At 64.3% G+C, this 12,187-nt stretch carries 14 protein-coding genes and 1 pseudogene; 4 read left to right on the top strand and 11 right to left on the bottom strand.

Annotated elements, in window-relative coordinates; all coding sequences use genetic code 11:
- Positions 1 to 89: 89 nt before the first annotated feature.
- The 6 genes and pseudogenes from arsH to AB3X86_RS07940 form a co-directional block, all read right to left on the bottom strand.
- Positions 90 to 812, bottom strand: a complete 723-nt coding sequence (gene arsH / locus AB3X86_RS07915; RefSeq protein WP_368595535.1) for an arsenical resistance protein ArsH — start codon at positions 810 to 812, stop codon at positions 90 to 92.
- Positions 805 to 891 (bottom strand): annotated as a pseudogene (locus AB3X86_RS07920) (arsenate reductase (glutaredoxin)); the annotation flags it as partial. The pseudogene AB3X86_RS07920 and the gene arsH, both read right to left, overlap by 8 nt.
- Positions 892 to 919: 28 nt before the next feature.
- Entirely contained in the window at positions 920 to 1,987 is a 1,068-nt protein-coding gene (arsB, locus tag AB3X86_RS07925) for an ACR3 family arsenite efflux transporter (protein WP_368595536.1), read from the bottom strand.
- Positions 1,988 to 2,005: 18 nt separating this feature from the next.
- Positions 2,006 to 2,497, bottom strand: coding sequence for an arsenate reductase ArsC (locus AB3X86_RS07930; protein WP_368595537.1), 492 nt, complete (start codon positions 2,495 to 2,497; stop codon positions 2,006 to 2,008).
- Positions 2,498 to 2,510: 13 nt separating this feature from the next.
- Positions 2,511 to 2,843, bottom strand: a complete 333-nt coding sequence (locus tag AB3X86_RS07935; protein ID WP_176107201.1) for a helix-turn-helix transcriptional regulator — start codon at positions 2,841 to 2,843, stop codon at positions 2,511 to 2,513.
- Between the two features lie 174 nt (positions 2,844 to 3,017).
- Complete coding sequence (locus AB3X86_RS07940; protein WP_368595538.1) at positions 3,018 to 3,407, bottom strand: tautomerase family protein; 390 nt, start codon at positions 3,405 to 3,407, stop codon at positions 3,018 to 3,020.
- A 98-nt stretch (positions 3,408 to 3,505) separates the two neighbouring features.
- Here AB3X86_RS07940 and AB3X86_RS07945 point away from each other — a divergent pair, with 98 nt between their 5' ends.
- The gene (locus AB3X86_RS07945) at positions 3,506 to 4,357 is read left to right on the top strand and encodes a LysR family transcriptional regulator (RefSeq protein ID WP_368595539.1); all 852 of its coding nucleotides are present in this window, start codon (positions 3,506 to 3,508) and stop codon (positions 4,355 to 4,357) included.
- A gap of 44 nt (positions 4,358 to 4,401) precedes the next feature.
- Here AB3X86_RS07945 and AB3X86_RS07950 read toward each other — a convergent pair whose 3' ends face one another.
- Entirely contained in the window at positions 4,402 to 5,028 is a 627-nt protein-coding gene (locus tag AB3X86_RS07950; RefSeq protein ID WP_368595540.1) for a hypothetical protein, read from the bottom strand.
- A 186-nt stretch (positions 5,029 to 5,214) separates the two neighbouring features.
- Here AB3X86_RS07950 and AB3X86_RS07955 point away from each other — a divergent pair, with 186 nt between their 5' ends.
- Together AB3X86_RS07955 and AB3X86_RS07960 are read left to right on the top strand one after the other, a co-directional pair.
- Entirely contained in the window at positions 5,215 to 5,577 is a 363-nt protein-coding gene (locus tag AB3X86_RS07955; protein WP_018424156.1) for an MbcA/ParS/Xre antitoxin family protein, read from the top strand.
- A complete protein-coding gene (locus AB3X86_RS07960; RefSeq protein ID WP_176107197.1) occupies positions 5,574 to 6,275 on the top strand; it encodes an RES family NAD+ phosphorylase in 702 nt (233 codons plus the stop codon). Before AB3X86_RS07955 ends, AB3X86_RS07960 begins: the two co-directional genes overlap by 4 nt.
- Positions 6,276 to 6,312: 37 nt before the next feature.
- Here AB3X86_RS07960 and AB3X86_RS07965 read toward each other — a convergent pair whose 3' ends face one another.
- The 4 genes from AB3X86_RS07965 to AB3X86_RS07980 form a co-directional block, all read right to left on the bottom strand.
- On the bottom strand, positions 6,313 to 7,050 hold the full coding sequence (locus AB3X86_RS07965; protein ID WP_254905951.1) for a metallophosphoesterase: 738 nt from the start codon (positions 7,048 to 7,050) through the stop codon (positions 6,313 to 6,315).
- A 189-nt stretch (positions 7,051 to 7,239) separates the two neighbouring features.
- On the bottom strand, positions 7,240 to 8,670 hold the full coding sequence (locus AB3X86_RS07970; RefSeq protein ID WP_368595541.1) for a cytochrome c: 1,431 nt from the start codon (positions 8,668 to 8,670) through the stop codon (positions 7,240 to 7,242).
- A 20-nt stretch (positions 8,671 to 8,690) separates the two neighbouring features.
- Positions 8,691 to 10,292 (bottom strand): GMC family oxidoreductase, encoded by a 1,602-nt coding sequence (locus tag AB3X86_RS07975; RefSeq protein WP_368595542.1) that lies wholly within the window; start codon positions 10,290 to 10,292, stop codon positions 8,691 to 8,693.
- A gap of 80 nt (positions 10,293 to 10,372) precedes the next feature.
- Positions 10,373 to 10,999 carry a sugar dehydrogenase complex small subunit gene (locus AB3X86_RS07980; RefSeq protein ID WP_368595543.1) on the bottom strand — a complete coding sequence of 209 codons (627 nt, stop codon included), beginning with the start codon at positions 10,997 to 10,999 and terminating at the stop codon, positions 10,373 to 10,375.
- A 337-nt stretch (positions 11,000 to 11,336) separates the two neighbouring features.
- On the opposite strand from AB3X86_RS07980, the gene AB3X86_RS07985 reads away from it, so the two are divergent.
- Positions 11,337 to 11,999: a DUF1345 domain-containing protein gene (locus tag AB3X86_RS07985; RefSeq protein WP_368595544.1), complete on the top strand. Its 663-nt coding sequence runs from the start codon at positions 11,337 to 11,339 to the stop codon at positions 11,997 to 11,999.
- Positions 12,000 to 12,187 lie beyond the last annotated feature (188 nt).

A 12,187-nucleotide genomic window follows, 5' to 3' on the forward strand; every position in this document is an offset into this window, starting at 1 on the left:
GCTCTTCGGGCGGCAGCATGAAGACACGGCTAACTCCTGAGTAGGTAGTTTCTATGTAGTCGAGAGCAAAGCGATTGCGTATGGCGGAGTCAGTGGCCAGTCTGATTCACGCGCTTCGACAGTTCCTCGGCGCTTTCCTTGCGCTCGCTGTATCTGTCGACCAGATACGGGCCAATGTCGCGGGTCAGCAAGGTGAACTTGACCAGTTCTTCCATCACATCCACGACACGGTCGAAAAAGGAGGAAGGCTTCATGCGTCCAGCCTCGTCAAACTCAAGGAACGCCTTCGCGACAGACGACTGGTTGGGAATGGTCAACATGCGCATCCAGCGCCCGAGGACACGCATCTGGTTTACCGCGTTGAATGACTGCGATCCGCCGCTCACCTGCATTACCGCGAGCGTCTTTCCCTGCGTCGGACGGACAGCCCCGACCGAAAGAGGAATCCAGTCGATCTGCGACTTCATGATCCCGGTCATCGCACCGTGGCGCTCAGGCGAGCACCAGACCATGCCCTCCGACCATTGCACCAGTTCTCGTAGTTCGGCCACCTTCGGGTGGGTATCCGGTGCATCGTCCGGCAGCGGCAGACCGCTCGGGTTGAACGTGCGCACCTCGGCGCCCATCGCCGTGAGCAGGCGCGCGGCTTCTTCCGTCAGCAGGCGGCTGAACGAACGCTCGCGAAGCGAGCCGTAGAGCAGCAGGATACGCGGCGGATGAGTCGATGCGGTCGCAGGCCGCAACTGGTCGATGTCGGGTACGCGAAACAGCGCCGCGTCGAGTTGGGGTAGATCAACGATGCGCTCAGACACGTTTGCCCTCTGCATCGATGACCACTTCGCCGTCTTCCTTGCGGAACGGTCCGCGCTGCGGGTTCGGCAAGAGGGTAACGTGGTTCATGTACTTTCCCCGGCGCCATTCAGGCACATTCGTACCAGTTCCTGGAACGGTTCACGACGCGCACTACGACCAGCATCACCGGCACTTCGACGAGCACGCCGACCACGGTTGCGAGCGCAGCACCCGATTCGAAGCCGAACAGACCAATCGCGGTCGCGACAGCCAGCTCGAAGAAGTTGGATGCTCCGATCAGCGCGGACGGGCAGGCAATGTTGTGCTTTTCACCAACCGCACGATTGAGCCAGTACGCAAGGGCCGAGTTGAAAAACACCTGGATCAGGATCGGAACAGCCAGCAGCACGATGACCAGCGGCTGCCTGATGATCGCCTCGCCCTGGAACGCGAATAGCAGCACGAGCGTCACCAGCAGTGCCGTAATGGACCAGGGGCCCAGCTTCGCCATGAACGCGTCGAATGTCTGCGGCCCCTTTGCGAGCAGCGCCTTCCGCAAGAACTGCGCGAGGATGACCGGGATGACGATGTAGAGCACGACGGATGTGAGCAGCGTCGCCCACGGCACGGTAATGGCCGACATGCCAAGCAGCAGCCCGACCAGTGGTGCGAAGGCGATGATCATGATGCTGTCGTTCAAGGCGACCTGTGACAGCGTAAACAACGGATCGCCACCAGTCAGCCGGCTCCAAACGAACACCATCGCCGTACACGGCGCGGCGGCCAGCAAGATCAGCCCGGCGACATAACTATTGAGCTGGTCGGCGGGCAGCATGGGCGCAAAGAGGTTCTTGATGAACAGCCAGCCCAGAAATGCCATCGAGAACGGCTTGACGAGCCAGTTCACAAAAAGCGTGACGCCGATCCCCTTAACGAGCTGACGGACCTCATGCAGTGAACCGAAATCGACCTTGATGAGCATCGGGATGATCATCACCCAGATCAGCAGTCCGACCGGGAGGTTGACGTGGGCGTATTCCATCCGCCCGATGTGCTGAAAGACGCCGGGAAAGCCCTGGCCCAGCGCGATGCCCACGACGATGCACAGCGCGACCCATACAGTCAGATATCGCTCGAAGAAACTGATGGCGGGCCTCGACGCTTGGGTCGGCGACGCGATGTTTGAGGTATTCATTCGACGGTTCGACGGAAATCAGCTTTGCTGGATGCGGTTCAGGGCTTGCTGAAGGTCGGCATTGTTCAAGGTATCCAGCGGCAATGCCAGAAGTTGCAGCATGCGATAGCCAATCGCCTGGCGCGTCAGCTCGAACGCCTGCCGTTTGCCTTCGTCGCCCCCCGGTGCATTGGACGGGTCGGCGTATCCCCAATGCACCTTGACGGGGCTACCGGGCCAGTACGGACATTCCTCCGCTGCAGCGCTGTCGCACACGGTGATCACCACGCGCATTTGAGCGCCTTGGGCCACGAACTCGTCCCAGCTTTTGCTGCGATAGCCCGCGGTATCGATACCCGCGTTCGTGAGCGCTTCCAGAGCGAACGGGTTAAGGCGGCCGCTCGGTGCGCTGCCTGCGCTGTAGGCGCGGACATCCTTGCCAAGCTTTTGGGCCCAATGATTGAGCACGCCTTCGCCCAGCACGCTGCGCGCCGAGTTGTGGGTGCAGAGGATGAGAACGTTGGTGGTCATGACGGAGTTCCGGTCATTGTTTGCTGCTGCAGACGTTGGGAACATCGCCCGCGGCGCAGGATGCGCCGGCACAGCAGTTCTCCGTGAGAAAACCGATCAGGTCAGTCATCGCGTCGAAATTTGCCGTGTAAATGACGAAGCGTCCGTCCTGACGAGACTTCACCAGGTCGGCGTGAGACAGGTCCTTCAGGTGGAACGACAGGCTCGACGGCGCAAGACCCAACTGTTGGCCGATTTCGCCGGCGGGCATGCCTTCGCGGCCCGCGACAACCAGAAGACGGAAGATCGCGAGTCGCGAGTCATGGGCAAGCGCGCCGAGCGCACGGACAGCAAGGTTCGGGTTCATGAGCGGAGCATACGTCAATGGCTTCGACATTTCAAGATTTGTGGAAATATCGATCGCGATGCTCGACGGATCGGGAGAACAAGGGTGGGTGGCGACTTCGCTGTAAATAGCGCCCAGTCAGCGCTAAAGCGGCGGGCGTCCCATGTGAGCCATCTGCGCCCGCCCGATGCGTGGCTACAACGGGGAGGCGTACTGCGCAATTCCATTCCCAAACGACCAGTTCTCCTTCTCGACCTCGACGAGATTGATGAACACATCCTCGGGCCGCACGCCGGGCGACTTGCCGAGTTCATCGACGATGCGCCAGTACAGCGCCTTCTTCTGCTCGACCGAGCGTGTGTTGCTGACGGTCAGCTGGATCACGACGAGATCGTCGCCGCGCTCGATATTCTGGTATTGCCGGTCGTAGATCATGTTGTCGGCGGTGTGCTCGGTGATCAGCATGAACAGGTCGTCCTTCGGCACGTTGAACGTGTCCACCAGCGAGCGCTGAATACTGGCGGTCAGCGCTTGGCGGTAGTCGGCCGGCTTGCCGGCGCGCAGTGAGATTCGGGTGAGCGGCATGATGGGCTCCTTGTTGCGGTGTTGGGTTGAACACAGCTTAGGCGTGCTAGCTCATAATAAACAGATATCCATGCCTATTTCATCCATTTCCATCTGAAATGAAAGTGCTCGATCTCGATGCGGTGCGGGCCTTCGTGCTGGTCGCCGATCTACGCAGCTTCACGCGCGCCGCGGACGCGCTCGACACCACGCAATCGGCCGTCAGCCTGAAGCTCAAGCGACTGGAGGCGCACCTTGGCAAGCAGTTGCTGGAGCGCACTCCGCGCGTCGTGCGTCTGTCCGCCGACGGCCACGCGTTTCTCGGCGCCGCGCGCGAGTTGCTGAACGCGCACGAGCGCGCGCTCGGCGCGCTGTCGGTGGAGCGGCGCCGGCTCGTGCTCGGGCTCAGCGAGCACGTCGCGGGGCCCGATCTGCCGCACCTGCTGGGCCGGCTCAACGCGCACGATCCGGGTCTGGTGGTCGAGTTGCACATGGGCACGTCGGCGGCGCTGCTCGCGCAGTTCGACGAACGCCGGCTCGATGCTGCGATCGTCCGCTACGGCGCCGACGAACCACCGCGCGACGACGCGCAGACGCTGTTCAGCGAACCGCTCGGCTGGCTCGCGACGCCGACGTGGCTGCCGCGACTCGATGAGCCGCTGGCGCTCGCGCTATTGAGCCCGCCGTGTAATGTGCGCGACGTCGCGCTGCGCACACTCACAGCGGCGGGGGTCGAATGGCAGGAGGTGTTTGTGGGTGGTGGTGTCGCGGCGGTGGGCGCGGCCGTGGCCGCCGGGCTCGCCGTGTCCCCGCTCGCGCGCCGGGTTGCGCCGCGCGGTCTGCTCGACGTCGGCGCGCGGCTCGGCCTGCCGACACTGCCGGAATCGCGTGTGACGCTGCATTCGCGCGTGCGCGAGGCTCGCTCGGCGGAAACGCTGCGGCTGCTCGCAAACGGCCTCGCCGCGGCGTGACACGGCGACCGATGCCGGACCACGCCACGCCGCTCGAAGCAGCCTCAGTGGATGATCGGCGGCAGCGAACCGCTGCTGGCAGTCGCCGGATTGGGCGCGGAACCCATCGGCGCGATGTCGCTAACGTTTGCGGACGTATCCGGCGAAGTCTGCACCGCGGGCCTGACCAGATTCGCCCGGGAAACCGCCGGCTTGGCCGCGACTTTGTCCACGTGCGGACGCGCGGTGTGAGCTGCCGCGAAATCGGCATGCACGACCTTGCCCGGAGCCGGTTTCGCGTGCGCCAGTTGTACATGCGGCTGCGCGTGATTCGCGGCCCGCGCGGTGACGGTGGCGTGCGACCGGTTCTGGCTCGAGGCCGCGACTTTCACGCCGCCGCCAAGCGCCGCGAGCTTGCCGCCGTGGCCCGCGCCGGCCGAGGCGACATGAGGCACCGCGTGCCGGACCCTGGTAGCCTGCTGCGCATGCGCACCGGCCTTGGACTTGACGCCGCTCTGCGTGGCGGCCTTCACCTTCACCTTCGCCGCTCCGGGCTGGTTCCGCGCGTGCGCCTGCCTGGTAACGTGTCCGCTCGCCTCCGGCGGATTCCATACTTCCGCATAACCGGCGGCCAACGCCGCCTCCGACACACACCATACGGCCAGCGCCGCTGCCACTGCTCGAACCCGCATCTGCTGCTCTCCTGATCGACGACTGCCAAAACGAGCCGGGATTATATTCTCTTGCAAAAATCCATTTATGGACTAAGATCATTAAAAAGTACACATAGGGACTTACCCGAAATGGCTCACGCTGCCCGAATTTCCTCGCCCGAGGCATCGCCGCGACGATCGCTTTCCGAACCCACGCTGACGCAGATGTCCGCGGCGGGTCTGCGTGCGTTCTTCAACATCGCGCGCGACTGGGACCTGAGCGCCGACGAGCAGATCGTGCTGCTCGGCAAGCCGGGCCGCTCGACGTTCTTCAAGTGGAGGGCGACGCCCGAGACCGCGCGCCTCAGCCACGACACGCTGGAACGACTGTCGCTGCTGCTTGGCATCTACAAGGCGCTGCAGATTCTGCTGCCGCAGCCGAGCGCCGCCGACACCTGGGTCAAACGCCCCAACAGCGCGCCGCCGTTCGGCGGCAAACGCGCGCTGGACCGCATGCTGGCGGGCAACATCAGCGATCTCGTGGCCGTGCGCCAGTATCTCGACGCAATGCGAGGCGGCTGGGCGTGACAAAACCGCAATGGCAGGACCGCTGGACCAGCGCCGCGCTCGACTGGACGCCCGCGTATCGTGTGATTCCGACGCGCTTTCCGGCCATCAACCTGTTCGACCGCGTCGCGTCGCCGGAAGATTTCGAAGCGCTGTACGCGCTCGAAGCGATGACCAACGACCGACTGCGCACCGAAATCGGCGAACTCGATCTGGTGCCGCGCGAGGAGCGCCGCTTCGGGCCGGGCTACGGGCCGATCATGGCCGCGCTTACGCATCTGAATCCGCTTGGCAGCCGTTTTTCCGACGGCACGTATGGGGTGTTCTACTGTGCGCGTTCACGCGAGACGGCGATCGCCGAAACGCGCTATCACACCGGTCAGTTCCTCAAAGCGACCGCCGAGCCGCCGATGCGTCAGCAGATGCGTCTTTACACGGTAGTCGCGCAAGGCGGCGTGGTCGACTTGCGTCGCGACCCCGAGCTCGATGAAGCCGTGCTATCGCCCGACGACTATGTTGCCGGCCAGGCGCTCGGGCGCGCGGTGCGCGAGGCGGGCGCGCCGGGCATCGTCTATCCGTCGGTGCGCGACAGCGCCGGCGAATGCCTCGCGGCGTTCCGCACGACGCTGCTGCGCGACTGCCATCACGCGGCATACCTCGAATACAACTGGAACGGCACGAGCGTGGATATGGTGTTCGAGTTGAACCAGGTCGGGTGACAGAGGAGCGGCGCAGCCGCGTGGCGACTTCAGCCGCTCAAGGCAAGGCCAGTTCCGCCGCGCCTTCCGCGCGAGCGGCCTCGACCGAGATCGACCAGCGACGCAGCGCCTGCGGCTGCACGATCGTCAGCGTGCCGTCCGGCCCGAACGCGCCGGTATCGATGAACACCTGCGAGCCGATCTGCGTGATGTCGCGTACCGGCGTATGGCCGCAATAGGTCAGCGACAGCCCGCGCTGCCGCAGCGGATCGCCGTGACCGAGCGCGAGCTCGCGACCCCACAGCAATTGCTGGCGCGTTTCGGCCGAATAATTGCCCGCGTCGAGATCGGCATCCGAGCCGAAAAATTCGGCGTGCAGAACGTTGAAGCGCGTCTTGCCGCTGCCGATCACGCGCACGAGCGGCAGCGTGCGCAGATGCTCGGCGTAGTAACGCAGACGTTCGTCGGGCACGTCGGCCGCCCACGCGCCGCCGATGCCGTACCACCACTGCCGCCGCAAGCGGCCGTCGGCGACCGCGCACAGCGCGTCCTCGTGATTGCCGAGCACCGCATAGAACCACGGCTTCGCGAGCAGCGCGAGCGCCTGCTCCGAGTGCTCGCCCCGATCGACCAGGTCGCCGACCGAAAACAACCGGTCGCACGTCGGATCGAACGCGATCTGACGCAGCAGGTAGCGCAACGCATCGACGCAACCGTGCAGATCGCCGACCACGAAATCGCGGCCGGCCACGTTGGCGTCGTGATGTTGAACGAAGTTGGCGGGAGTGGCATTCATCTCACCATGATAATGCCGCCGACGCGCCCGCGTATGCGAGGTGCCTATCGTATCCGCACGCCTCATCGAGCAAGAAAGACATCGAACGACGCAAAAACGACGCTGAAACGACACATTTGCGGTATGCGTTACCGGAATTGCATATTTTCGCGAGTCACTCCTGCCGCGGCGCTCGAGTCGCCTCGCCTGCTATTGCAGCGTGCGCAGCTTCGCCACCTGGCCGGTCGTGATCGTCGCCTGCGGATTGCCGAACTGTTTCGTCACGTAGTTGGTGATCGCCGCGATCTGCTCGTCGTCGAGATGGCCGCCGAACCCCGGCATCAGCACGTCCGCGTGCGTGGTGGTGCGGTTCACGCCGTGCAGAATCACCAACGCGAGATTGTTCGAGTCGTTCGCGCCGACCGTCGAGTTGTGGATCAGCGACGGATACGCGCCCGGCGCGCTCGCGCCCACGCCCTGCCCGGTCCAGTTATGGCAGGTCGCGCAATTGGCGACGAACAGCTGCGCGCCGTTCACGCCGGTGATCGCGGTGCCGCGCAGCGCAGCGACATCGTTGGCGGGATTGCCCCATTGATGACGAGGACGCGCGTCACCGCCGCTCACGGCCGGCACCGAGCGCAAGAATGCGACGATCGAGCGCAGATCCACCGGCGTCAGATACTGCGTGCTGTTCGCGACCACTTCGCCCATCGGTCCGGCCGCGTTCGCGCGGCCCGGCGCCGCGCCGGTCGACAGATACGACGTGAGTTCGTCGTCGCGCCAGCTGCCGACGCCGCTCAGCTTGTCCGGCGTGATATTGAACGCATGCCAGCCGGCCTGCACCGCACCGGAGAAACGCGCGCTGGACTGCAGCCCCTGCATGAAATTGCGCGGCGTATGGCATTCCTCGCAATGCGCGAGCCCTTCGACCAGATACGCGCCTCGGTTCCATTCGGCGCTCTGCTTCGGGTCCGGCACGAAGCGCCCTTCGGTGAAGTTGAACATGTTCCAGAACACCATCAGCCAGCGCTGATTGAACGGGAACTTGAGGCTGTTCGCGGGCGGCGTGTAGTGAATCGGCGTGAGCGTGTTCAGATAAGCGCGGATCGCGAGCACGTCCTCATTGGTCACGCGCGTGTAGGCGGTGTACGGAAACGCCGGATAGAGCCGCTCGCCGCCCTTGCCGATGCCTTCGTGCATCGCGCGCATGAAATCCGCGTCGCTCCATCGGCCGATGCCGGTGTCGGGATCGGGCGTGATGTTGGGCGTCACGATCGTGCCGAACGGTGTGCCGATCGGCAGGCCGCCCGCGAATGGGCGCGACTTGTCGGCCGTATGACAGGCCGCGCAATCGGCGGCACGGGTCAGGTATTGGCCGCGCTTCACGAGTTCGCCATTCGCGGCGCTGCCGACGAGCGTGGCCGGGCCGCCGTCCGACGCCTGCGCCGCATCGTCGGCGCGCGCCTGGGTGATCGGCATTTCGTCGGTCGAAACCGCGTCCGGGCCGTGCGACTCGTGCCACGCAATCGACAGCGCGAACAGCGAAAACGCGGCCGCGAGCGCCGCGCCGCCGAAGCGGCGGCGCTGGGCCACGTGCATCCGCGCAGAATCCAGCTGCGCGCGAGAGGTGTTCTTCAGCATTGTGGCTCTCCGGTCAGCGCTCAAATTTCGCGCTTCAGCTTGTCGGCCAGCTTCAGCGACAAGGCCGCGATCGTCAGCGTGCAGTTCACCGACGCGGCGGTAGGCATCACGCCGCTGCTTGCGATGAACAGGTTCGCATGATCGTGCGTGCGGCAGTCCGCGTCGACGACCGAACTCGCCGCATCGCTGCCCATGATCGTCGTGCCCATGATGTGATTGTTCGGCGCGAAGCTGTCGTCGAACGAGACTTCGGTGCCGCCGAATAGCGCCGCGATCTTCGCATACTGTTCGTGCGTATCGGCGGCGCTCTTCTTTACGTAGTCGTTGATCGAGTAGTAGATCTCGGGCTGCGCAATGCCGAGCGCGTCCTTGTGATCCGCCGACGGCACGATGCGGTTCTGCGGCTCCGGCAGATGTTCGTGAAAGCTGTTGATGCTCAGCGTGCGTGCCGCGCGGTCGCGAATCTGCCGGTCGAGCTCGGCGCCGGTCAGGCCTTTTTTCAGCAGATCGGCGGTAACGCCCATGGTCGGCACGCCGTTCGACAGATGCAGCTTCTTCGACGCGTAGTCGGAGCGGAACGCGCCGTCGCGGAAGTTGACGATCGAGGTCATCTCCATCGGGCCGCGGCCGGGCCACAGCGGTTCGTTGGCGAGAAACGTGACGCCGGTGCCCGGATGATCCATCAGGTTGCGGCCGACCTGATCGGAGCTGTTGCCGACGCCGTGCGGGAATTTTTCCGAGGTCGACATCAGCATCAGCTTCGGCGTTTCGATGCCGTTCGCCGCGAGCACGAACAGCTTGCCGGTGACGCGTGTGCTATTGCCGTTCGGGTCCTTGTAGTGGACCGCGCTGATGTGCCCTTTGTCGTCCGCTTCGATGCGATACACGACCGCTTCGGGAATCAGCTTCGCACCGGCCTGCTCGGCTTTCTCCGCATGGATCACGCCGTTGTACATCGCGGCGATCGGGCAGATCGGCATGCAGTTGTTGTTGCCGCAGCAGGTCGGCCGCGCATCGTACGGCCGGCTGTTGCGCGCAACCGGTTCGGGCACGACCTTGAAGCCCTCCGCGTTGAGCACGTCGCTGAAACGCTGATCCATGTACGACAGCGGCAACTGCTGCATCGGATAGGGCTTCGAGCGCGGCGAGCCGAGATCGATCGAACTATCCGGACCGGACACGCCGAGCTGCACTTCGGCGGCCACGTACCACGGCTCGAGCGCTTCGTACGGATACGGCCAGTCGCGCCCGACGCCATACAGCTTGTGCAACTGGAAGTCCGACGGCAGCAGCCGCCACGCGGCGGCCGCCCAGTGCCACGTCGTGCCGCCGACGAGCCGCACGTATTGTGAGTTGTACGGATAATCGCCCTTCTGGATCAGGTAGTTGTTCGCGGGCGCGTATTCGGGATGCGGCGCGTAAGGCGTCGACGGATACGGAGTCGCGAAGTCGGACTTGGCCGGCGAATTGCGGAAGTTCTCGACGATCTGCCAGCGCGCAATGCGCGGCCCGGCTTCGAGCAGGATCACCGACGCGCCCGCCAGTGCCAGCTGATGCGCAACGAGACTGCCGGCGACGCCCGAGCCGACCACGACGATATCGGCGGATTGTGTGTTTGCCATCGTTTCTCTCTCCGGTGCTCTGCCTGTTGCGGGCTTGGTTCGTGCGCTGCTGGCGTGGCCCGCTGGCGAGCCCGCGCGGCTTACGCCTGCAGCGGCTTCTGCGTCCAGTAGAACGGCACGTCGCGGCAATAGGAGGGAATCGTGAGCACGTCTTGCACAGGCGCGAACATCAGCGCCTTTTCATACGCGATCACCTGGACGTGCGGCATGTCGCCGACGAGTCCGAGATACCACGCGCGCATGATCGCGCCGACCGCTTTTGCGAGCGCGGGCTGGTCGGTCCGCAGCGCCTGCGTGACGGTATCGGACGGCACGCCGCCGTGGCCTTGCAGCCAGGTGTTCAGCGCGGCGACGTTCTGCACGAACTGCTTATCGGCACGCGACAGCGCATCGTAGACACGCTGGCCGAGCACGGTGTCGAAACTGCTACGGCCGGTGAGGTGTTGCGAAAGCGCGAGGAAGGCATCGAGTCCGCCGCCGGCTGGCGGCGTAGCGGCGAACACGGGCGCGATCCACGACAGCGAACGGCTCGCGCCGGCGAACGCGAGCGCCGCGGCCGCCGCGCACGAACCGAGCACCCACGCCCTGCGCGAAGCGGAAAACGACGGGGACAAACCGGTGAAACGCGTGGCACTGCGATAGGACTTCGCTCCTTGCCGATGCGTCATGTGGGGATGCGCATCGTTATCCTCAGGAACATCTGTCATGGGAGCTCCAGATGATGAGTCGTTCTCGACGAGCCGCACGGGGAAGGCATGATGCCGTTCGCGTGCCGCTTCGTTTGCTCTTCCCCAAACCTGGTCTGACGCCGCTTCAGCGGTCTCGAATCCGTGCGCGCGATTCACGCGCGCCGCCTGTGTGGTGTTGCATGCATGAGCGCAACGATTGCTGCCGTTTTCTGCCAATCGCCTTTCAACTGAAAGCGGCGCGCAAGGCCGCTGCGAAAGACTATAGCCTGTGACCCACCATTCGACAATCGGTCCTCGTTGCACGCGTAGAATCCGCAACACCGACTGCCCTACACTTCGTCGTACATCTCGACTCATGTCCATCAACTACTTTCCGCAAGTTCTTCGCAATCGGCCTCGCACGGTGATCGGCCTCGTGATCGGGATCGTCGTCGCGTTCCTCGTGCCCGATCATACGAGCCCGATGGCGCGCACACTGATCGGCTGGGACGCCGCCATCTGGAGCTACCTGCTGATGATCTGGGTGCACATGGCTCTCGCCGACGAGCACCGCGTGCGCGAACGCGCGATACGCGACGACGAAAACGCGGGCGTCGTGCTGGTCGTGATCTGCGTCGCGACGATCGCAAGCATCGCCGCGATCGTGCTCGAACTCGCGACGGCCAAAGGCTCGGGCGGCGCAACGACCTTCTGGCACTACCTGCTGACCGGTCTGACGCTGATCGGCGCATGGTTTCTGATTCCGACGATCTTCACGCTGCACTACGCGCGCCTCTACTACGGCACCGACGCAAAAGAGACCGCGTTGAAATTTCCCGATCATCATTTACTGCCGAACTACTGGGACTTCCTGTACTACTCGTTCACGATCGCGGTCGCGTCGCAGACCTCCGACGTGGTGCTGCGTTCGCGCGAAATTCGTCGCGCGACACTCGCGCAATCGGTCCTATCGTTCTACTTCAACGTCGCGGTGCTCGGCTTGTGCGTGAACATCGCGGCGGGGCTGCTGGGTTCGTGACTCGGCCATTGCGCGGCGCTCGGATGAATTTCATGCGAATGCCACGCGCGTGCCACATGGCTGCCACGTGAGCGTCACCTTGGCTGCGCGCGTCCGTCCGTGTAAATCCGACCCTCGTCGTCCCGTTTTACATGCCGCGCCAGCCGCGGCGTGCGTAACAATGCCCGCTTAATCGCACGCGCTCCGTG

The organism is Paraburkholderia sp. BR14374 (assembly GCF_040948685.1).
GTDB lineage: Bacteria > Pseudomonadota > Gammaproteobacteria > Burkholderiales > Burkholderiaceae > Paraburkholderia > Paraburkholderia youngii.